Consider the following 21,697-nt stretch of genomic DNA (forward strand, 5'->3'; position numbering starts at 1 on the left):
GATGTACGAAGGAAAGACAATCGGCGCCGTGATACCGGCGTACAACGAAGAGAAGTTCATCGGCGAAGTCATCGAGACTCTCCCCGAGTTCGTCGACAGAGCGTACGTAATCGATGACGGCTCGAGTGACGACACGTGGAACGCCATCCGTCGCGCCGCCGAAACAGTCAACGAGGGCTGGGACGCGCCCGCCCCCCGCGCGGACGGCGGCATCGGCTTCGACCGCCGCGTCGTCCCTATCCAACACGAGGAGAACCGCGGCGTCGGCGGCGCGATCAAGACCGGCTACCAGCACGCGCTGACCGACCACGTCGACGTGACGACGGTTATCAGCGGCGACGGCCAGACCGAACCCGACATCGTCGAACGCATCATCCGGCCCGTCGCGCTCGGTGACGCCGACTACTCGAAGGGCAATCGCCTGCGAGGGCGCGCCCGGGAGGACATGCCGAAGTTCCGGCAGGTGGGTAACTTCGTGCTCTCGCTGCTGACGAAGATCGCCAGCGGCTACTGGAAACTGATGGACCCGCAGAACGGGTCGACGGCTATCTCCTACGCCGCGCTCGACGAAGTCAACCTCGACTCGTTGTACGAGGATTACGGCTTCGCGAACGACTTACTCGTCCGGCTCAACGTCCACGGAATGGTCGTCGCGGACGTCTCCCGCCGCGCGGTGTATAAAGACGAAGTCAGCCACATCAAGTACCAGGAGTTCATCCCGAAGGCGTCGGTGCTGCTGCTGCGCGATTTCCTCTGGCGACTCCGTGCGAAGTATCTCGTGAAGGACTTCCACCCGCTGCCGCTCTTCTACTACTTCGGCGCGGCCGCGGCGGCGCTCGGCGCTGGATCGGCGGCCCGCAAACTGTTCAAGCACGAAGACAGCGTGCCCTCGGTGCTGCTGTTTTTCGTCGGATGGCTGTTCATGCTGTTCGCGATGGTGTTCGACCTCCACGAGAACGACGACCTGCAGGTCATCGTCCACGACCCCCACGAGTTCGACTGACTCCCTCGTCCCACTCTTTCGTCCGACCTCCGATTTGTCAACCGCTGATCTTCCTCGTTGACTACTCCCGATTCCGTCGCTACTCGACCGATTGGACTCGATCTGTGGCCGGCTCTCAGGAAATAGATGGTCCGGTCAGGTGGGGAAGTACCGGCGGACCAGCGGGATACGGACGCCGAGCAGGTCTTCGATGAACTCGACGACGATCAGATCCTCTTCCTGCAGTGCGCCGCCGACGGCTACGACGGCGATACCGAGCAGTCCGACGACGACGAGGAACGGCAGCAGCGTCAACGTCGAGAGCGAAACCCAGTTTGATAGCACCAGCGCGGGCGGAATCAGCGCGAGAGGTAGCAGCACGAACGTTCTGACGGACTCGTCGGAAAACGGCGTGATGCCGAAGCGGAGTTTGAGGATTCCGCAGACGATGACGTGAACGATCGCCATCGAAACCGCGGAGGTGACTGCCGCACCCTCCATCCCGTACTGCGGAATCAACACGAGGTTCACGAGGAAATTGAAGACGAACCCGGCGACGTTGCCGACGAGGATGTAGTTCGTCTCGCCGAGTGCCGACAGCGTCTCGCGGTCTCGACCCACCGCGGCGCTCAGGAAGAACCCGATGGAAACGATGATGAGCGCCAGGGCGGCCGGTTCGTACGACGCGCCGAAGATTATCCGGAGGATGTCTCGCGGGAACACGACGAACGTCAGAAAGGCGGGGAACGTCACGATGTACACCCACTTCGTCGTCGTCTGGTAGATGGTGCCGACTTCGTCGCGCTGGCCGTCGGAGTCGAGTCTGGACGCGAGCGGCAAGTAGAGAAATCCGAACGCCGACAGGACGACCAACATGCCGGTTCCGAGCGTGTACGCCGCGCTGTACAGTCCGGCTTCCTCCGACGCGCGGAAGTAGCCCAACATGAGCGTGTCCGTCTGCGTCAGCATCGTCGACATCACCGTCGAGATGACAAGCGGCGCGGAGAACGCGAGCATCTCGCGGGTATGCGTCTCGAACGGTCCTCGAAGCGTCATCAACCGACTCAGCAGGACGTGTGACAGGACGAACGCGGCTATCGCCGCGGCGAGGTACGCGTACCCGACTACGACGATGCCGTAACCCGCGGAGAGCAGTGCGAATATGAGGACGATCCGACCGACCGGGTAGAGGAGGTCCTGAACGTACGTCTTGTAAATCGTGTTCTCGTGTCCGCGAATCGCGCCGACGCCGATCTGCATCCCGACGACGAACGGGACGGCGACAGCGAACAGTTGCACCAGTCTGACGGAGTCCGCTTCGTCGAGCAGATTCTCCGTGAGAAAGCCCGCTGAAGCGAACACCGCCGCACCCGCGACGACCCCGACCAAGCCGGCGAAGACGATGCCGCTCACCCACACCCCGCGGCGTTGCTCGTCGCTCTCGTAGCGCGAGAGATACCGGGGGACGCCCTGCGTGAAACCGACGAGCGACAACGTCGTCACGAACGTCAACATCGCGAGTCCAATGCTCACTTCGCCGTAATCGGCCGGAGAGAGCACCCGACCGATGATCACGCGCTCGGCTAGCCGTCCCGTCGCACCGACGAGTCCGCCGACGATAACGAGCGACGCACTCGACAGTAACGACTTCAGTTCTTCGCCCGAAGCGGCCATCAGAGATATCCGAGGTCTTCGAGACGTTCGGTCACTTCCTCCTCACCGCCGGCATCGATCTGTTCTGTCCCGTACGGGACGTCTCTGTACGTTCGGACCGACGGCGAAAACGAGAGCAGGCCCTCCGGAACCGACCCGGTCATCCGGTCGGGAATGTCGAATCCGGCGAGAGCCATACAGACGGGTGCGACGTCGGTCAACGACATCGTCTCTGGCGCTGGGCCCTCGAATGCGGGGCCCGCACCGAGGAAGACGCCGTTCTGTTTGTGGTCGTAGACGTCGACCGAGAGAAACGGTGGGTCGTACACCTTCACCGAGAGTTGGTGGTTCATCTCCCGCGGGAGGAACAGTATATCGGGCGCTTTGTCGGCGTACTCCCCTTGATACACCTCTTCGCGTCGTTTCACGAAGTCGAACGCGGGGTTTCCGTCGGGTGTCTCCAGATCGGAGAGCAGTTCGATCAGGTCTGTCCGTACGTCTTCGTACTCCGACTCCGGAACGACGCCGTCGGGTTCTCTCCCTTCGAGGTTAATTCGGACTCCGAGGCGAGTTCCGCTCTGCAGATAGGCTTTCGAGGCACGCCAGTCGACGTGTTTGCCCGCGGCGTTACGGATTTCGTCCGGCGTAATCGACATGAGCGCCGACTCGACCCCGAACCGCTTCGCCGTCTCGTACACTCTCGTCGGTGAGATGCCGACCTTCTGGAGCACCGTCCCAGCGGACCCGAACAGGCGAGTGCGTACCGACTCGTCACCCGCCGTTTCCGCTTTCTCGTCTGCGGACGACTCACCGGTGAGATCGGTCTTGATTGTGCTGAGCGACTCCTGTTTCCCCTGGTTGGTCGTCTCCACGTATCCGTGCTGTCGGAGTATCTCGTTGAGGTAGATCCGGTACCCCGTCGTCGGTCCGATGCCGTGGTCCGAGCAGACGACGACGTTCGTCGACTCGTCGACGGCGTCTAGGACCGCACCCGCGAGCTCGTCGGCGGCCGCGTACACCTTCCGCTGGGCGGTCTCCTCGTCGAAGTTGTGAAACACCGCGTCGGTCTTCTGGACCTGTATCACGGCCAGCTCCCAGTCGTACGTCTCCATGAGCGAGAGTGCGGCGCGTTTTCGAAGGTCGATGAGTTCGAGATAGCCGGCGAGTTTCTTCTCTTTGTCCGACGAGGTCTCTCCGCGCGAGTAGATTGTGTACTCCTCACCGAGCGACGCAGACAACGCTTCGCGGACGTCGCCGGGGAATCCGGCTGTGTCCTCGGTCGCGAGATATCCCGGGATGAGAGCGCCGCGAATCGGGTCTGCCGGGTGTGTGACGGGGACGTTCAAGACGAGAGACGGGACTCCTTCGGCATCGAGGTAGTTCCAGAGCGCTGGCCTCCGTACGTCGTTTCGAGTGACGACGGTGCCGTCGTCTGGATAGCCGTCGTAATCGAAGAATCCGTAGATACCGTGATGACTGGGGTCGGTGCCGGTGTACATCGAGGGCCACGCGCTTCCGGTCCACGGCGGGAACGTCGACGCGAGCGACGATTCGACCCCGCGTTCTCTAAGCGCCGAGAGGTTCGGCGTGTCGTCGGCGAACGCGTCTAAGTAGCGAAAGTCGAGCGCGTCGAATCCGAGTACGATTGTCTTCCCGCTCCGCTCTGTCGCCCCTGGTTCGTGAGGTGTCCGATCCATAGTAATCTAGTATCTTCGTGACATCCGCTGAGACTGTCGTGAGCGTGGTACACAACGGGATAGTATGAGTACCACTTCAACTGTTTTATATTTATATCCTTGCATTTGAACATTCAAAAGTAACAGATTTTCCATTGAATTGGAGAAACACGGGAGAAAAGACCGCTGCCTCCGGTGACGCCGTCTACGAGGCGAAGTACCGGCGGACGAACGGAATCTGCCGTCCGAGTCGGTCCTCGAAGAACTCGATGACGAACAGGTCTTCCTCCTGTAGCGCGCCGACTGCAACGACGACGACGATTCCGAGCAGTCCGATGGTGACGAGAAACGGAAACAGCGTCACTAGCGACGGCGAGAAGTCGGTGTACCGCTCGAACGCGAATCCCAGGGGCAACAGCAGCAGCGGGACGAAGACGAACGTCCGGACGTTCGCCGGGGACATCGGCGTGATGTCGAACTTCATCTTCAACACCAGTACGACGATTCCGTTCAGTACCGCAAGCGAGACTGCGGAGGCGATACCGGCACCGACGAAGCCGTACATTGGAATCAGGGTGACGTTGAGCGCGAAGTTCACGGCGAACGCGGTGGAGTTCGACACGAGGATGAACTTCGTCTCACCGAGCGCCGATAGCGTCTCGCGGTTGCGACCGACCATCGCGCTGGTGAAGAATCCGAGCGCGAGGATGGGCAGCACCTGCGCCGCCGGGAGGTAGTCGCTGTTGAAGACGATCTGCAGCACGTCGCCGGGGAAGATGACGAACGTGAAAAACGCCGGGAACGTGAGGATGTAGATCCACTTCGTCGTCGTCGAGTAGATGGTGTCTATCTCCTCGTGGTTGCCGTCGGCGTCGAGCCGCGACGCCATCGGGAGCATGATGAATCCGAAGCCCGAGAGCGCGACCAACATCCCCGACGCGAGCGTGTACGCCGCCCCGTACTGCCCCGTCTGGAAGGAGGTCGTGAAGTACCCGAGCATGATGTTGTCCATCTGGATGATGAGGATGGACATCACGGTCGAGACGATGAGCGGCGCGGAGAACGCGAGCATCTTCTTGTTGTGCGTCCTGAACGACCCCCGAAGCGAGATCAGCCGGTTGAGGAGCACGTGGGCCACGACGAACGCCAGGACGGCGGAGACGAGGTAGGCGTACCCGACGGTGAGAAGCCCACCACCGAGTCCGAAGAGGAACACGGCGATGAGTCCGATACGCGTCAACGGATACGTCAGATCCTGTACGTACGTCTTGTAGATGGTGTTCTCGTACCCGCGAATCGCACCGACGGCGACCTGCATCCCGACGACGAAGGGGATAGTCAGCCCGAAGAGTCGCAACAGCGTGACGGCCTGCTCTCCGCTATCGAAGAACCACTCCGCTAGCTGCTCGGCGAAGACGGTGACGCTGACCGTCGCGAGGAGGGCGAGCGCACCGGTGAGTATCATCCCGCCGACCCAGAGGCCGCGCCGGTCGGCGTCGTCGTCGTATCTGGACAGATATCGGGGAATCGCCTGCGTGAAACCGACGAGCGACAGCGTCGTCGCGAACGTCATCACGGCGAACCCGATATTCATCTCACCGTAGGCGTCGGGCGCGAGCGCCCGTCCGACGATGATCCGCTCGAAGAGTTTTCCCGCCGACCCGACGAGGCCGCCGACGATGACGAGGCTGGCGCTCGACAACAGCGTCTTGAGTTCGCCACCCTTGTCGACCATTACGGCTGCTCCGTATTCGACTCGCGGTGCTGTACCGCACTACTCGGTCGTAGACCGTACCCGTTGGAGACCATTATCCGTTGATGAGACTGTATGCTTTCTTCGCCATCTCCATGCTCGCACCCGACGATTCGACCGTGTAGTAGGGGACGAGTTCGGCCCCGAACTTCGCTTTGTAGCGGCAGAGGCGTTCGGTGTTCGCGCCCATGAGGTCGTAGGCGGTGACCGAGTCGATGGGCGCGTTGCCTTCGGCGATATCCTGGATGATACGCCAGTGGATCAGGCTGTTGACCGTCGTTCCGTCGTACTCGCTGATCGTCCCGCCCTGCCAGAAGTACGCCATGTCGTTGGAGTACAGCGCGGTGATGCCGCTGAGGTACTCGCCGTCGGGGGTCCGAGCGAGGTACACCCGACACCGGTCGGTCTCGGAGAGCGAGTTCGTGAGGTCGCGGACGTACGGCCACGACAGTTGGTACTGTTCTCCCTGTTCCTCGTAGCGGGATTTCGCGTCCTCGTACACCAGTTTCGCGCCCTCGGACGCCGGGACCGACTCGATGGTCACGTCGGTGTCGTCGGCGTCCCGAATTTCGCGCCGAAGGCTCTTGCTGAACGAGCTCAGCAAGTCGTCCGTACTCGTGCCCTCCGTGTCGAGCACGTAGGTGAAGTAGGGGTCGACGCGCATCTCGTTCCACGAGTACGGCCGCGGGTCGGGGTAGTCGGTGCCGCAGACCATCCGGAAGAAACTGAGAGAGGCGTCCAGATCCAGATCGTCGAGCACCTCCTTCGTGAACTCGCGGTTGACGCGTTCGCGCTTGCGTCGCTTCGGGCTCGGCGACATCATTATCGGACCGAGCCGGGGAACGCCCATCGAGGGCGGTGGCGAGAACACGGCGGTCCCGACCGACCGGCGGCGGACGACGAGCGGGAGGAGGGCGATCGCTTGCTCTCCTTTGAACCCACCGTAGAGCCGAAGTTCACCGGGTGCGTGCTCGCGGAGGACTTTCAGCGCTTCCGACGTGTGGAAGACCTCGAAACCAGAGGACGGCAGCGCGTTATCCCACGCTGTCAAGTCGAGCCGTTCAACTCTCATTGTTGACTCCGAAAAGGGACGTTCAACCCTTTGTTATCCGCCGCATACCTCGACGCAGTACCGTGGTTGTTGCCAGCTACCGACGCACCACAGAGAAGAGAATTACCGCTCTGCGTCGACCGTGGCTGGATGTTCGAGCGACTGGTATATCTCGTCGAGCGGACCGACGTAGCCGCCGAGTTCCTGCGCTCGTTCGATGAGTCGCCGGTAGAGGCGACGGTAGCCGGGGCGTTCCTCCTCGTCGTAGTAAGTAGGGTGCCACAACACCGTCATGACGGCCTCGTTCTCGGCGGCTTCTTGGAGCAACCGTTCGCACTCGGCCCACGCCTCGTCGACGGTCTCGGAGACGTTCGGCAGCGTTCGCTCCATGATGGTGAGCGGGAAGACGACGAACTCGTCGTCGAAGGGGCGAATGGGGTCGTAGCCGTGCTCGAAGCCGTAGGTCGAACTCGAACCGAGCGTCGAGTCGTAGCGGAGGCCGATGTCGGCGTGGTGCCGCCACGTCTCCGGGGCGGTCATATTGAGACAGTGCTGTCTCCCGCCGACGACGGTGTCGCCGACGATGCGTTCGAGCGTCGCCTTCTGCTCGGAGAGCAGGTCGGGGTCGTCGTAGGAGCTGTACGACCCGTGGAGACCGACTTCCCACCCCCCGTCGTCGAGGCGGCGGATGAGGTCGTGTATGTCCGGCGCGTGGATGTCGTACCGCCCGATGTGCTCGACCCAGTGTTTGGCGTCTCGCCACTCCTCGAGCGGGCGCTGGAGCATCGACTGCTCCTGTAGGAAGTAAAACGAAGACCGAACGCCGAGTTCGTCTTCGAGTTCCATGATGTCGTCGAACAGCCAGTAGGGATTCGCGCCCGGTCGAAGTCCCCGGAGGCGGCTCGGATTTCGCTCTCGGAGGGCGTAGTACACCGCGTGAATCGGGCTCTGATACGGTCTATCTACGTCGTGGGTGAGACCGAGTGCGAAATCGTGTCCGGGTATCATGTCGTGTATCTGGTTAGTAGCGAACTACTGTTCGACGCGTTCTTTCGTTCGCATCTCACCGGGACCGACGCCGATGGTGTAGACGTAGTGGTCGGTGTCGGAGAGGTCGAGCGCTTGCCGGCCGTCGACGACGATCATGTCGGCGAACTCGTTCCAGTCTATCTCCTGGAACTGTTCGTGGGCGGTGACGAGCACCGCGGCGTCGTAGTCGTCGTCGGTCACCTCGTCGAGGTCGACCGATGTCGCTTCGAACTCGGAGACGTCGACGAGCGGATCCGTCGCGTACACGTCGGCGCCGAGTCCCTGCAGTTCCTCGATGAGCGGTGCGGCGGGCGTCGCCCGCGTCTCCGCGACGCCGGCGCGGTACGTGACGCCGAGGACGAGCACCTTCGCGCCGTCGATGTCGGTGTGGCGACGCGAAAGCCCGTCGAGCAACTTCTCGACGCCGAATCCGGGCATCGAGTCGTTGACCTCGCGGGCGGTCTGTAGCAGCGGCGTCTGCTCGGGGACCTGCTGCATCAGGAAGTACGGGTAGTACGGGATGCAGTGGCCGCCGACGCCGATACCGGGCGTGTGGATGTTGCAGTACGACTGCGTGTTCGCGGCCTCTATCGCCTCGGTCGTGTCGATGCCGAGGCTGTCGGTGACGCGGGCGAGTTCGTTCGCCAGCCCGATGTTCACGTCGCGGTAGAGTCCCTCGAACACCTTGACCGCCTCCGCGGTAGTCGCGTCCGACACCGGGATGACGTCGTTGTTCGTGATCTCACCGTAGATCATCTCCGCGATACGCGTGCTCTCGTCGTCGATACCGCCGACGATTTTGGGGTGCGCTTCGCGGAGTTTGTACAGCGCCTTCCCACTGGAGGTTCGCTCCGGGCAGAACGCGAGGCCGAACTCGCCGCGCGAGAGTCCGCTCTCGCGTTCGAGAATCGGCATGACGACGTCCTCGCACGTGCGCGGCGGGACGGTGCACTCGATGATGACGAGGTCACCGGGTTCGAGTCCGCTGCCGATGTCGGTGCAGACCGATTCGAGCGCGCCGAGGTCCGCCTCGTGTTCGTCGTTGATGAGCGTCGGCACGATGACGACGTGGACCGACGACTCCTTTGCGACCGCCCGGGCGTCCGAGCTCGCTCTCAACCGGTCGCGCTCGACCTGTTCTGCGACGAGTTCCGGCAGTCCCGGTTCACCGTCGATGTGACACTCCCCGCGGTTGATTCCGCGGACGACGTCGTCGTCGATGTCGACGCCGGTGACGTTGCCGCTCATCTCCGCGTAGACGCTCGCCAGCGGGAGCCCCATCTTGCCGAGTCCGTAGATGGCGATGGGGACCGCCCCGCTCGTGAGTCCGATGCGCTGTGCTTGCGTCGAATACTCCGACCGGTACAGACCGATTCCGCGCGGAATGCTGCTCATTGGATCACCTCGTGGCGTTCGGCCTTCGAGGCCAGTTCGTCGATTTGGCGGGTTACTTCGATGGCGCGAAGCGCGTCTTCACCGGTGACGCGCGGCGTCGTGTTCTCCGTCGCCGCCTTCACGAACGCCGTGAGTTCGTCGCGCAGCGGCTCGTTCTTCTCGACCATCGGCTGTTCGACGATGCTCTCGTGGCGGTAGCGCAGTTCGCCGTTCTGCTTGATGTACTCCGGCAGCGAGTTGCGGTGGATGTCGACCGACTGGCTGATGTAGTCGACGTCAACGCGGCACTCGTCAGCGGTGACGCTGAGCGTGCGGACCTTCCGTTGGGTGAGCCGACTCGCCGTCAGCGAGACGACAGTGCCGTCGTCGAACTGTATCTGCGCGTCGGCGTACTGCGTGTTGCGCGTGCCGACCGCTGAAACCGACTCGACCTCCGCGTCGACGAGCGAGAGGACGATGTCCACGTCGTGGATCATCAGATCCATCACCACGCTGTCTTCCAAGTCCCGGTTGATCGGCGGACCGAGACGATGCGCCTCGATGGCGATGATGTCGAGGTCGGTGACGATGTCGCTAAGCGCCGTGATGGCGGGGTTGAAGCGCTCGATGTGACCGACCTGCAGCGTCACGCCCGCGTCTTCGGCGCGACGGACGAGTTCACGACCCACTTCGAGGTCGTCGACGAACGGTTTCTCGACGAGGAGGTCGACGCCGGCATCGATGCAGTCTCGGGCGATGGACGCGTGAAAGCGCGTCGGAACCGCGACAGAGACCATATCGACGACGTCGAGCAGATTGTCCATCGAGTACGCCGTCGTGCCGTACTCGGTGGCGATTCGGTCGGCCTGTTCGTCGTCCGCGTCGAAGACGCCGGCGAGGTCGACGCCGGGCATCTCGCTGTAGACACGCACGTGGTTCTGCCCCATGTGACCGACGCCGATGACGCCGACTTTGGGGTTCACGCCATCACCTCCTCGCCGTGGGCGAGGACAGCGTCGGCGATGACCTCCAGGTCGTCGGCCGACAGCGCCGGGTGGACCGGCAGCGAGAGCGCTTCTGTGGCGGCCGTCTCCGCGTTCGGTGCCGTGTGACCGAGGTCCGCGTACGGTTGCTGCTGGTGAATCGGGACCGGGTAGTAGATGCCGGAGCCGACGCCGTGGTCGTCCAGCGTCTCCTGCAGCCCGTCTCGGTCGTCGGTCCGGACGGTGTACTGGTGGAAGGAGTGCTCGTACCCGTCGGGCGTGTACGGCGTGGTCACCGACGACTCCTCGAGCAGCACGTTGAGGCGGGCGGCGTTCTGCTGGCGCGCTTCGACGAAGCGGGGCAGTTTCTCCAGTTGCGCCCGTCCGATGGCCGCACCGAGGCTGGTCAGCCGGAAGTTGTGGCCGACGGAGACGTGCTCGTAGGAGGAGCTCCCGCCGTAGGCGTTCGAGCGTCCGTGGTTGATGTACTCGGCGACGCCCTCCGCGACGTCGCGGCGGTTCGTGACGACCATGCCGCCCTCGCCCGTCGTCATGTTCTTCGTCGGGTAGAAGGAGAAGCAAGCGGCGTCGCCGAAGGAGCCGACCGGTTGACCGTCGATTCTCGCGCCGTGCGCCTGCGCGGCGTCCTCGACGAGCGCGAACTCGTACTCGTCGGCGAGTTCGACGAACCGCGGCATCTCCGCCGGAAGGCCGTAGAGGTGGACCGCGAGCACCGCGTCGATCTCCTCGCCGTCGCGGAGCGCCGCCTCCAGCGCGTCGGGGTCGAGGTTGTACGTCTCGGGGTCGATGTCGAGAAACACCGGTTCGGCACCGGTGAGCCGAATCGCGTTCGCGCTCGCGATGAACGAAAACGGCGTCGTAGCGACGCGGTCTCCGGGGCCGACGTCGAGCGCCTCGAAGGCGGCGTGGAGCGCGGTCGTCCCGTTCGAGGTGGCGACGCCGTGGTCGGCGTCGCAGTAGGTGGCGAACTCCTCCTCGAAGTCGCGTACCTCGGGACCGTCCGCGAGATACCCGCTCTCGATTACGTCTGCGACGCGTTGCTGTTCCTCGGGGCCAAGTTCGGGGCTGGCGATTGGTATCATTCGAGTAAGTTACGTCCCTGAAGATTCTCCGGCAGGGCCCGGTGTTTCGCGGGTGCACCGACTGCGAGCGTTCGCGGCGGAACGTCTTCCGTAACGACTGCACCCGCGGCGACGAACGCTCCCTCACCGACGGTAACACCGGGAAGAATCGTTGCGTTCGCGCCGATGGAGACGTCGTCTTCCAACGTCGGGCCGGCGAGGTCGACCTCCTTACGAATCGGGTAGGGGTCGTTCGTCAGCGTCGCCGCGGGACCGACGAAGACGCGGTCTCCGATGGTGGTCCCAGTCGGGATGTACACGTTCGTCTGGAGGCTCACGTTCGAGCCGATCTCGGTCTGCCCGTCGATGACCGTGTTCGTGCCGACGAGCACGTCGTCGCCGAGCGTCGTGAGTTCCCGGATCAACGCGTTGTGACCCGTGTTGAGCCCGTCTCCGGCGACGACGTCCTGATAGATGATGGTGCCCGCACGTACGGTCGCACCCTCGCCCAACACAGTCGGTTCCGACGCGTTGCCGTGCGGGTGGCCCAAAACTGCGGTCTCGTGGACATCTGCGTCCGACCCGAGCTCGACAGGGGGCCCTTCGGCTGCGCGGCGTATCTCCTCCGTTTCGCCGTGTTTGTCTCTTTGTGTCATGAATGACGTAGTGTAACCTCGACCGGGCGTCAGTCTCCCAGTCCGTCCAGTTGCAACCCTCACCTGATGGTGTCGTAGCTTTGTTATTCACAGCCTGATGGGAGAGTATGTGCCAGTTTACCAATTTTCGCCACCTAGTCCTGTGCAATTATTCACAGACGATACGATAGAACGGAGCGGCAACCAAATTACAGCGAACGGCAACTACAGACCATCTGAACGTTAGCCAGCGGATAGTAAAGTGGGGATAGTGTGGATGAATAAGATATGTACTGCCAGCCCAGCCGAATCGTAGACGGAGTGAGCTCATGGCCTCACGCGAGGGATGACTAGCGCGCCGTCCGGTGGACTCACGCAGGGTGAGTTGTTCGACACGCTCTGCAACCAGCGTCGGCTCGGCATTATCCGTCACCTTCGGGCCAACGGCGGTGCCTCGGAGCTGAGTCCTCTCGTCGATCACGTCGCTGCCGCCGAAAACGACAAGCAACCAGACGAACTCGCCCGCGCGGAGCGCCGGCGCGTCTACATCTCGCTGTATCAGACGCATCTGCCGATGCTCGAAGAGCGCGGAATCATCGAGTGGGACCGTTCGGACAACGTCGTCTCGCTTCGGCCAAGCAGCAACGTCGAGAAGTATCTCGGGCACGGAGCCGAGAGTAAAGCTCCCTGGCACGTCGGATACCTTCTCGCGAGCGTCTTCGGGATGGGGCTGTTGCTGTTGCAGATACTTCGCATCGCACCGTTCGACGGATTCTCTCTCTCGTGGACTCTCGCTGTGGTGAGTGCTACCGTTCTCGGCGTCGTCGTCACCCGGTACGCGCTCGAACGGCCGCCACGGACACCGATAACACCCTGAGGCAAGAAGTTGTGAAGGCAGACAGTCGTGGAAAGACGCCTCCCGACGACGAGCAACGTTCGAAGGTCCGAACAGGACGCGATAGACATTTAGAATCGAAACGCCGACCGACGGCCGACAGGGTGCTCGTTCTCGACGCTCACTGTCGGTACGCGGTGACGGTGATTCGAAGCCTCGGAAGGCGGGGCGTCGACGTAGTCGCCGCCAGCCCGCTCCGCCGGTCAGCGGGGGCGATGTCGAAGTACGCCGCCGAGGAACGACAGTACCCCTCGCCTCAGCGAGATCGAGACGGGTTTCTCGCGTGGCTGGAGACGGAACTCCGAGAGGGCGACTATCGGATGGTCCTCCCCGTCGCGGAGGCGACCGTTCGGCCCGTGTCGGAGGCCCAGGAGCGGTTCGAGCCGTACGCGGTCGTTCCGTTGCTCCCGTACGAACGGCTGCTCGTCGCCCTCGACAAGTCGAAGACAATTCGCGTAGCCAAGACGGCGGGCATAGCGCACCCGAAAACGTTGTTTCTGGATTCGCCGGCGTACGACCGGGCGGTCGAGGAGCTCGGTCGACCGCTCGTCGTCAAAGCGCGGCAAGGCTCGTCCCGAGCCGGTGTGTTCGTCTGTAGGGACCAAGCGACGTTCGAGGAAGCGTTCGAAGCGGCTCACACGCCCTCCGGCGCGCCGCTCGTTCAAGAGTACGTTCCCGACGGCGGTGAGCGCGGCGTGTACACGGTGTACGGCTGTGACGGCGCGTTGCTCGGACTGACGATACAGCATCGCCTCCGTTCGAGTCACGACGACGGCGGTGCGAGCACGTATCGGGAGACCGTCGACGATCCGGAGTTACAACGGACGGCGAGGCAACTGTTAGAAGAGCTGGAGTGGCGAGGCGCTGCGATGGTCGAGTTCCGCGTCGACGCGCGAACCGGCGAACCGAAACTCATGGAGATAAACCCCCGGCTGTGGGGGAGCCTCGCTCTCACGGTCGAGGCCGGCGTCGACGTCCCGTATCTGCTGTATCGGACCGCGTGTTTCGGCGACGCGGAACCGACGTTGACGTACGACGCCGGCGTTCGGATGCGGTGGCTACTCGGCGACGTGATGCGAGTCACGAAAACGAGGGATCGACGCCGCGTGATGACGGAGTTTCTCTCCGACAGCGCCGACCGGACGGGGTACGACGTTCTCTCGCTCGACGACCCGTTACCGTTCTTCGGCAGCGTCGAGGCGGTACTCAGAAGCGCCTACTCGCGTGCAGAAGAGACGTTACCGGTTGCGATGCGGTAGCGACGAACCGAGTCGAAACCGCGGCAGACCGGGAGCGCCGTCCCACAACCAGAGCAGAAACGCCGTCCCGAGGAGACTCAGTTCTAAGAGAATGTACACGACGCCCTCGGGACTGGCGAGCGTCTCCAGGTAGTTTCCGAGGTAGTAGAAGAAGTTGCTAAAGAGGCCGGCACGCGACGGTGTGGACGTCTCGTACAGCGGCCAGAGCAGAAACGAGAACGACGGGCTACCGCCGTAGGCGACATCCGAGACGCCGTCACCGAGGAGGTGCGAAAGATAGCCGACGAGAAACGGTATCCACAGGCGTTTGAATCCGGTCCAGCGACCGACGAGGTACGCCGCCAACGTGACCGGGGGGACGAAGAACGCCGAGTGAGCCAGCGAGACGCCGCTCGGAAGCAGCTCGAACGTCCACGCCAACGGTTTGTCTATGATATCGGGGAGCTGCGTTGCGACCGCGACAGCCAGCGCCGCAGGAGTGGTGACGCCCCGACGCGTAACGAGTCGGTGTGCGACCGAGTACAGGATGTAGCCGAACGCGAGATGCTCCCACGGCCACATCTCATCGACACCTCGCACTGGTGCCCACAGGCGGGTGCAGACGGAAGCCGAAGGGAGTCACGTCGAACGTCGTCGATACGGGCGTCGTCAGGGTGCGGTTACGGTGATCCATATGTGGAGGGCGTCGTCGGCGTTCTGGGCGCGGGGGTCGGCCGGGGGTTCTCCTTCGTACAGGAGGTACTGAACTCTGAGGTCCTCGCCGGTCATCGAGGGGGCGAGGGAGTGCTTGTGTCGCCACGTCCCACCGTCGCCGACGCTACGCGAGAAACGGGTAAGTTCCTGTCGCTCGACGACCTGTTCACCGTCCATCCGTTGTAGTTGGACGACGACGGAGTAGTTCGTCTGTTCGCCTTCGTTGTTCTCGATGCTCGTCGCCATCGGAATCGCGGTTCCCTGCGTCACCTCCGAGGGGAACCCTGCCGACGAGAACGTCCCGTTTTCGTCCTGCGTGAGCAGCGAGAAGTCGGTGAACCCACCGCCGGCCGGTGGGGCAGCGAGTGCGAACGCCATGCTGCTGGCGGCGGCGAGGACGCCGAGGACCAGCAAGACGTTGACTGCCGTGACGGCGGTGCCGCCGTTCGAGAGGCGGCGACGGAAGCGGGCGTAACCGACGGTGAACGACGGGTTGTACCGCTCCTCGACGGAGAGCCGGTAGCGACGGACGACGCCCACGAGCGAGAACAGCGTCACGAAGAGGCCGAACGCGCCGAGCACCGACTGGAGCGTGATCCCCCACACCGACGCGCCAAGGCCGAGAACGAGCAGCGGCCCGATTACCAGGCTCAAACCGAACGAGAGCGCCAGACGCTCACCGCCGGTGACACCGTGAACGAGCGGCTCGCGCACGTTCGACCACGACCGGTTGGTCTTCTCGGCCGCTCGGTGCGGGAACAGCGCCGCTACCAGCGCGTACCCGGGAAGGAACAACAGGAGTGGAAGTCCGAGGAGCAGTCGGACGAATCCCACAGACGGCGGAACGAACAGCGCTGCGAGTACACCTCCGCCGGCCAGCAGCAACGCTGCGAAGATGTCAGTTGGGAGCAACTGTTCGGTAGAGAGCTGTGTCGATGTCTTAGTTTCTGATTTCATATTGCCCGTCGTACACTCGAATTCGGCCGTGGTTCGCGACTAATCAGCTGTACAGAGCCTCGCTTCGGGTTTTGTTATGCCGCGGTTACCTCCGGCTACGCGATCGCGCGAACGCTCACTCCTGGAACGAGAAGTACTTCTCTTCCCACTCGCGGCGTTTTCGCATCGCTTCCTCGCCGCGTTCGGTGAGCGCGTAGTAGTTCGTCCGTCTGTCGAGCTGGCCTTTCTCGACGAGATCTTTATTGACGAGCGTGTCCAGATTCGGATACAGTCGTCCGTGGTTGATCTCGGTGTCGTAGTACTGCTCGAGTTCGTCTTTCACCTGCTGGCCGGACGGTCTGTCGTACCCGCTGATGACGTACAGCAGGTCTCGTTGGAATCCACTCAAGTAATGCATCTGTACATTCTGATAGACCGTTCAATGGACTGGGTATTTGTTATCCATATCATAAACAACAGTACCCTTCGATTTCTCCCGCTCGAACCGCTGAAGCCGGTTACTGGCAGTTCTGGCCCCAGATCTCGACGAACTGTTCGAACATCTCGTCGGTAAGGCCAATCTGGACGGTGAGTTCGCGGTCGACCGCGTCGGTGCGGACGTGCTCGAACGGCATCTCCGAGAGCAGACGCATGAGGTGGTACGAACTGCCGTTCTGGTCGTGCGACGTGACCTCGAACCCGTCGTCGGCGAGGTCGATGTCGAGGTGCGAGAACGTCGTCTTGTACACCTTCTGTCGCCCGGAGTTCGTGCCGAACTCGATAGACTCCTCGAGAAGGCCGTGGTCGAGGAGCGTGTTGATTCGGCGGTACACCGTCGCTGGCGAGACGTCGCACGAGTTCGTCAACTGCTTCGCGGTCATCGACTCTCGGCCGGCGGCGGCGAGAATCGCGCGCGAACACTCGTCGCCCAGTACGTCGAGGAGGGCCGCGCTCGCAACCGGACTGTCGGGTTTCGTATCGGTGATGTTCTCTGGCATGTGTGGACGTGGAGCGAATCGCTACTGACACACCGGGTGACCCGGGTCGTCGGTACTCCCACGGGGCGTCACATAAGCCCTCGTGGGAGGAGTGTCAGCGGCGAGTCGGATTTTGATCGATATCGTGCCTGAAAGCGGGTCGACTCGGAGCCGGACGAACGCCGTTGTGTCCGATTTCGCGACGACGAGCGCCGAGCGCCGTCGCCGGAATACCCGTTCGATCTGGGATAGTGTCGGTCACCTAGACAGTTACCCCCTGCAGTCGATATACTCAGACGAGTGTATGTCCACGAGGCTGTAACATTATTACTTGCAGGTTAAAAATCGGCGACGGGGGGAAACCGGTCCGTGAATTCGAATCAAGCACCGCTTTCGTCGTTCATCACGTTCCCGCAACCCTTGAACGATACGGAACGAAGTGCCTTACCGGGTGGTTACACGAATGTGTGGATTCGGGGGGTGTAACCCTCATTCACGTAGAAATGTACATCTACTCTGCATGAACTCGAATAAACCTTGACAAACGGTGTTCCTCTTTTATCAGGTCTCTGCACCCACAGTGGAACCGAAGTCGGAGATACCCGGTCTGTGGCCGCGATCGGCCGCGAGCGGAGAACTAACGACCGTCGGTGGTGGACGCCGCCGCCAGCGAAACGGACACACAGGGAGAATCCAACAATGGCAGACCTGAACTGGAACGGAAGGGGAGCATCGAACACGAGTCCACGCTGCAGCAACTGCGGACGTCACGTGACACCACAGTTCGCGCGGGTGTTCGGTGACAACATCGACGACGTGCACGGCTGTCTCGACTGCACGACGTCGCGTGAGCGACAGACTGGCGAACACATCCCACAGCAGCGGATGAACAGCTAAGCGGCGGCAGACCGACTCCGTTTTACGAATCGTATTCATCGATCGGTGCCCAGAAAATATATATGACGCTATGCAGAGCGTGGACAGTGTACTATGAGGCTCTCCGGATTCCTATCTACGTTCACTGGCGGCCGCTCGGCGGACGGCGAAACGAGCGGACGGAAGGAGCGTAGCGGCAGCGACGGAACTTCGGAGATCATCGACCGCCTCGTCGAACGGCTCCCGCTCGACGGCGCGGAGACGACCGTCGCCCGCGAGAGCGTCCGGCTCATGATCGAACGAGGGACGCTTCCGATCGCCGTCGGGACGGAGACGGTCGCCGAACGCGGCGAGACCACCGACGGTTCGTTGCGACTCTCCATCGACTCGTTCCCGATTGAAGGGGTGTCCTGGAACAGTTACTACCTCAGCACCGCGGGCGTCGGCGTAGTGTTTCTGCTCGGAAACCTGCTCGGAGCGCCGTACATCCGAACCCTCAACGTTTTGCTCCCTATCTTCGTCGTCTTCACGCTTCTCGTCTGTGGAGCGCTCTACCAACTGCACACACGGACGAATCTCGTGTTGTTCGGATTGGTCAAGGACACCGAGTAGTGCGTTGTTGGGTCGCCATCCGTTATTTTAACGCAGTATTTTGGTTGTAAATGTAATACTGAAAGCAAACGTGACAGTGCGAACTATTAAACCTGCCTGAAGACACAAGCAACATACTGAGACGAAACTGGGACAGTGGGTCACACAATGCTGTGCGGGACTGAGAGAGGACAATGAACTCGTTAGAGAGAATGACGGGCGAGGCAAATTCGGAAGGAGAACTGGATGAGGCGGAGATATTCCACATATTGGGAAACGACCGCCGACGAGCCACGATTAACGGACTAGCCGAAAGCGGCGGGAGCATCGCCGTCTCCGAACTCGCAGAGCAGATAGCCGCACAGGAGGCGGACAGCGAGGAGGACGCACAGAAGCTCTACAAGAGCGTGTACGTTTCGCTTCGACAGACTCATCTCCCGAAGCTCGAAGAGCAGGGAATCATCCAGTACGACGCGGATGACCAGCGCATCATGCCGGGCGCTCGAATGAACGAAATTCAGGTGTACACCGACGGAACCACCGGTCTCGAGGCCATGCAGCGGTCGGTGTATCTGGTTGTGAGCGTCGTCGGGCTGCTCACGATTATCGGTGCCCAGCTCGGGGTTCCCGTTCTCAACGCGCTCGCCGTCGAGGTCTGGGCAGTAATCTTCCTCACGCTCATCATCGTTCTCGGCGTCTACCAGCAGTACCGCTAACTCGTTTTTAGAGGTCGAGATCCTCGAACGCCATCAGGTCCGGGAGTTCCGCGACCGCCTGATGAGTGCCCCGGTACGCCGCGACTTCGGTAGTGCGGTTGAACGTCGGCACGTCGGGGTACTCGCGAAGTGTGAGGACTCGGCCGTCAGAGACCGCGAAGACGACTTCCACTGTCCCGTCTTCGTACTGGTACTGGTCGGCTTTGATAGCGTCTCCGGGGGCAGTCGAATCCATACCCCACAGTTGTATGCGACCGACTTATCTCTTCGTCAGAATAGCAGTGATTGAAACCTCAGCGTCGGGATCGACGCGTGAGGCCCACCGCGAACAGTATCAACGAGGCGAACGCGACGACGGTCCCGAACCCGGGCGTCGTCGTCGAAGTCGTCGTCTCGGACGCGCTCTGCTGGTTCTGTACCTCGTCGACGGAGATCTCTAGCGTCTGTCTCGTCTCCGCGCCGAACTCGTCTCGGACGACGACGACGACGGACTGCTCGGTCGCAGACTGCGGCGCGTACTCGACCGTCGAACCGGTCTGGTTACCGCTCGGCAGTAGCCACGTGACCGTGGTGTTGCCGATGTCGTTCGCGACTGTTGCACTGAGTTGCGCGGATTCACCGACCGACAACGATTGCGGTGCGTCGACGGTGACGGTCGGTTGGTCGTTGACCAGGACGGAGACCGTCTGTTCGGCGGTGAGTCCGTGCGCGTTCGTCACCGTCGCAGTGACGTCGTGGTGACCGGGTTCGTCGAACTGAACGGTCGCAGACTCGCCTTCGGCGGTGCCGTCGGCGAACGACCAAGAGACCGAGACGTTCTCGTCGGACCCGCCGGTCGACGAGGCTGCGCTCAGGTCGACAGCCTCACCGGGGGCGACCGCTCCTTGCGGGACGCCGTCGACGACAGCGGTCGGTGCTTCGAGCGAGGAGACGCCATAGATCGCGTTAGCCGACGAGGGCAGCATCGCGTGGACGACGACAGTGCCGTTGTCGACGGTCGTCTCGCTGTTTGCGAACTGCCACTGTCCGTCGGCGTAGTAACCGAGGCGAAGCGACGCCGTGGAGACGTTCCGTTCTCGCAGCGCCGCCTCGTCGAACCGCGCGCTGACCTGCGTCAGCGAGTCCTCACCCTCGTCGGTGCTGGCGATGCTCGCGGCGTACATCGGCGTACCCGGCATCGACTGGTCCAGGAACTGGCGACGCGTGAGTGACGGCGAAACGTCGCTCTGGTTTCGTTCTCCGTCGTACGTGAGCTGCAGCGGTTCGTCGCCGAACGTCACCGTCGACGTGCCGTTCTCGGCGGAGATGGTTCCGTCGACACGGCGGGAGATGCTCACGTACCACCCCTCGTCGCCGGTGAACCCGGCGGCCGCGTAACCGCTGTCGGTGGTGACGACGGGCCAGAGCGCGTCACGGTCGGTCGTCCCGAGACGCTCTCGCCACTCGGAGTTGCCTTTCTCGTCGGTCCGGATGAGCCAGCCGTCGAGATCCCAGGAGGCGAAGAGTCGGTTGCCACCGCTGAGGATGTACCCGTCGCCGGTGTAGGCGATTCCCTCCAGCATGTCGTAGCCTCTGTCACCGTACGTTCGGCTGTTGCGGAACTCACCAGTGTCGCTGAAGCGTGCGAACAAGCCGTCGGGTTTCTCGTTCGACTGGCCGTTGTCGATCCCGGCGATGGCGAACTCCCCGTCACCGGTGGCGACGGAGCGGTACTCCACGTCGGAGCCCGCCTTCTCGTGCGTCTGTTCCCAGACGAGCGTTCCGTCGGTGCCGAGTTTCGCCACGTAGCCGACGCTGTTGCCGAAGAACGTCGTTGAGTCGCCGACGAACACGACGCCGTCGTCGGTCACGACGCTGTCACGGATGTACTCGTCCTGTGGGCCGTCCGTGGTCCACTCCCAGTCGACTTCGCCGGCCTCGTCGGCGGCGACTACGTAGCCGTCAGCACCGTCGCCGTCCGTCGGCGTCCAACCGCTCATCAAGTACGTATCACCCGCGCGGCTGATAGACCAGAAGGCGTCGCCACGGGCGTCGCCGTACTGCTTCTCCCAGTCGACGGTGCCGTCGTTTGAGAGACCGACGGCCCACGCCTGCGACCAGCCCGAATCATCGTTCGAGCGACCCACGGCGACGTAACCGTCGTCGGATTCGACGATGTCGAACAGGCGGTCCGTACCCTCGTCACCGAATCGTTTGGTCCACTGACGCTCGCCCGCAGCGTCGACTTTGACGACGGTGGCTTGGTCACCGAGGTCGTCTTTACCGCTGTCGACCCACCCGGCGAGGAGGAACCCTCCATCGTCGGTCTCTACCATACTCGAGAAGACGACTCCGTCGGCGCCGTGATACGTTTCGTTCGACTCTATCGGTGCCGAGTCCGAAGCGGTCGCGTCGACGTTTCCGATGGCCGCCTGATCGGCAGCCGGAGCCATCGCAGTGACGGGACCAGCTATCGAACTCACGAGAAGCACCGCGGCGAACGTAATCGCAGCGAAGCGTCTCGACACTCTTCGGCCGGTGATAGACCGGCGCAGAC

General features: G+C 62.5%; 21 protein-coding genes. 6 read left to right on the plus strand and 15 right to left on the minus strand.

Annotated elements, in window-relative coordinates:
* The first annotated feature begins 1 nt into the window (after position 1).
* Positions 2-1,003 carry a glycosyltransferase family 2 protein gene (locus LAQ73_RS17440; protein ID WP_224271141.1) on the plus strand — a complete coding sequence of 334 codons (1,002 nt, stop codon included), beginning with the start codon at positions 2-4 and terminating at the stop codon, positions 1,001-1,003.
* A 135-nt stretch (positions 1,004-1,138) separates the two neighbouring features.
* Here the strand turns inward: LAQ73_RS17440 and LAQ73_RS17445 are convergent, their stop codons facing one another.
* The 9 genes from LAQ73_RS17445 to LAQ73_RS17485 form a co-directional block, all read right to left on the minus strand.
* The gene (locus LAQ73_RS17445) at positions 1,139-2,656 is read right to left on the minus strand and encodes a flippase (RefSeq protein WP_224271142.1); all 1,518 of its coding nucleotides are present in this window, start codon (positions 2,654-2,656) and stop codon (positions 1,139-1,141) included.
* Positions 2,656-4,332, minus strand: coding sequence for an alkaline phosphatase family protein (locus LAQ73_RS17450; RefSeq protein ID WP_224271143.1), 1,677 nt, complete (start codon positions 4,330-4,332; stop codon positions 2,656-2,658). Before LAQ73_RS17450 ends, LAQ73_RS17445 begins: the two co-directional genes overlap by 1 nt.
* A gap of 184 nt (positions 4,333-4,516) precedes the next feature.
* Positions 4,517-6,046, minus strand: a complete 1,530-nt coding sequence (locus tag LAQ73_RS17455; protein WP_224271105.1) for a flippase — start codon at positions 6,044-6,046, stop codon at positions 4,517-4,519.
* A 73-nt stretch (positions 6,047-6,119) separates the two neighbouring features.
* Positions 6,120-7,136, minus strand: a complete 1,017-nt coding sequence (locus LAQ73_RS17460) for a GNAT family N-acetyltransferase (RefSeq protein ID WP_224271106.1) — start codon at positions 7,134-7,136, stop codon at positions 6,120-6,122.
* A 102-nt stretch (positions 7,137-7,238) separates the two neighbouring features.
* Complete coding sequence (locus tag LAQ73_RS17465) at positions 7,239-8,123, minus strand: polysaccharide deacetylase family protein (protein ID WP_224271107.1); 885 nt, start codon at positions 8,121-8,123, stop codon at positions 7,239-7,241.
* 24 nt (positions 8,124-8,147) lie between these two features.
* Positions 8,148-9,539 carry a nucleotide sugar dehydrogenase gene (locus LAQ73_RS17470; RefSeq protein WP_224271108.1) on the minus strand — a complete coding sequence of 464 codons (1,392 nt, stop codon included), beginning with the start codon at positions 9,537-9,539 and terminating at the stop codon, positions 8,148-8,150.
* Entirely contained in the window at positions 9,536-10,501 is a 966-nt protein-coding gene (locus LAQ73_RS17475; RefSeq protein ID WP_224271109.1) for a Gfo/Idh/MocA family protein, read from the minus strand. The genes LAQ73_RS17470 and LAQ73_RS17475 overlap by 4 nt, the downstream gene beginning before the upstream one ends.
* Positions 10,498-11,604, minus strand: a complete 1,107-nt coding sequence (locus tag LAQ73_RS17480; protein WP_224271110.1) for a DegT/DnrJ/EryC1/StrS family aminotransferase — start codon at positions 11,602-11,604, stop codon at positions 10,498-10,500. Before LAQ73_RS17480 ends, LAQ73_RS17475 begins: the two co-directional genes overlap by 4 nt.
* Positions 11,601-12,239 (minus strand): acyltransferase, encoded by a 639-nt coding sequence (locus tag LAQ73_RS17485; RefSeq protein WP_224271111.1) that lies wholly within the window; start codon positions 12,237-12,239, stop codon positions 11,601-11,603. The genes LAQ73_RS17480 and LAQ73_RS17485 overlap by 4 nt, the downstream gene beginning before the upstream one ends.
* 325 nt (positions 12,240-12,564) lie before the next feature.
* On the opposite strand from LAQ73_RS17485, the gene LAQ73_RS17490 reads away from it, so the two are divergent.
* Together LAQ73_RS17490 and LAQ73_RS17495 are read left to right on the plus strand one after the other, a co-directional pair.
* Entirely contained in the window at positions 12,565-13,095 is a 531-nt protein-coding gene (locus LAQ73_RS17490; RefSeq protein WP_224271112.1) for a DUF7344 domain-containing protein, read from the plus strand.
* A gap of 122 nt (positions 13,096-13,217) precedes the next feature.
* Positions 13,218-14,372 (plus strand): carboxylate--amine ligase, encoded by a 1,155-nt coding sequence (locus LAQ73_RS17495; RefSeq protein ID WP_224271113.1) that lies wholly within the window; start codon positions 13,218-13,220, stop codon positions 14,370-14,372.
* Here LAQ73_RS17495 and LAQ73_RS17500 read toward each other — a convergent pair.
* The 4 genes from LAQ73_RS17500 to LAQ73_RS17515 all read right to left on the minus strand — a co-directional run bounded on the left by LAQ73_RS17500 (position 14,352) and on the right by LAQ73_RS17515 (position 16,999).
* Positions 14,352-14,933, minus strand: coding sequence for a metal-dependent hydrolase (locus LAQ73_RS17500; RefSeq protein ID WP_224271114.1), 582 nt, complete (start codon positions 14,931-14,933; stop codon positions 14,352-14,354). The genes LAQ73_RS17495 and LAQ73_RS17500 overlap by 21 nt on opposite strands.
* Positions 14,934-15,020: 87 nt before the next feature.
* Complete coding sequence (locus LAQ73_RS17505) at positions 15,021-16,022, minus strand: DUF1616 domain-containing protein (RefSeq protein WP_224271115.1); 1,002 nt, start codon at positions 16,020-16,022, stop codon at positions 15,021-15,023.
* A 115-nt stretch (positions 16,023-16,137) separates the two neighbouring features.
* Positions 16,138-16,419, minus strand: coding sequence for a PadR family transcriptional regulator (locus tag LAQ73_RS17510; RefSeq protein ID WP_224271116.1), 282 nt, complete (start codon positions 16,417-16,419; stop codon positions 16,138-16,140).
* A gap of 100 nt (positions 16,420-16,519) precedes the next feature.
* On the minus strand, positions 16,520-16,999 hold the full coding sequence (locus LAQ73_RS17515) for a winged helix-turn-helix domain-containing protein (RefSeq protein WP_224271117.1): 480 nt from the start codon (positions 16,997-16,999) through the stop codon (positions 16,520-16,522).
* A gap of 678 nt (positions 17,000-17,677) precedes the next feature.
* On the opposite strand from LAQ73_RS17515, the gene LAQ73_RS17520 reads away from it, so the two are divergent.
* From LAQ73_RS17520 to LAQ73_RS17530, 3 genes are all read left to right on the plus strand, one after another.
* Positions 17,678-17,875: a DUF7563 family protein gene (locus tag LAQ73_RS17520; protein ID WP_224271118.1), complete on the plus strand. Its 198-nt coding sequence runs from the start codon at positions 17,678-17,680 to the stop codon at positions 17,873-17,875.
* Between the two features lie 93 nt (positions 17,876-17,968).
* Positions 17,969-18,466 carry a hypothetical protein gene (locus tag LAQ73_RS17525; RefSeq protein WP_224271119.1) on the plus strand — a complete coding sequence of 166 codons (498 nt, stop codon included), beginning with the start codon at positions 17,969-17,971 and terminating at the stop codon, positions 18,464-18,466.
* A gap of 248 nt (positions 18,467-18,714) precedes the next feature.
* Positions 18,715-19,161, plus strand: coding sequence for a DUF7344 domain-containing protein (locus LAQ73_RS17530; protein WP_224271120.1), 447 nt, complete (start codon positions 18,715-18,717; stop codon positions 19,159-19,161).
* Between the two features lie 7 nt (positions 19,162-19,168).
* On the opposite strand, the gene LAQ73_RS17535 is transcribed toward LAQ73_RS17530, so the two are convergent.
* Together LAQ73_RS17535 and LAQ73_RS17540 are read right to left on the minus strand one after the other, a co-directional pair.
* Positions 19,169-19,396, minus strand: coding sequence for a hypothetical protein (locus tag LAQ73_RS17535; RefSeq protein ID WP_224271121.1), 228 nt, complete (start codon positions 19,394-19,396; stop codon positions 19,169-19,171).
* Between the two features lie 58 nt (positions 19,397-19,454).
* On the minus strand, positions 19,455-21,476 hold the full coding sequence (locus LAQ73_RS17540; RefSeq protein WP_224271122.1) for a PKD domain-containing protein: 2,022 nt from the start codon (positions 21,474-21,476) through the stop codon (positions 19,455-19,457).
* Between the last annotated feature and the right edge of the window lie 221 nt (positions 21,477-21,697).

The organism is Haloprofundus salinisoli, from assembly GCF_020097815.1.
Taxonomy (GTDB): domain Archaea; phylum Halobacteriota; class Halobacteria; order Halobacteriales; family Haloferacaceae; genus Haloprofundus; species Haloprofundus salinisoli.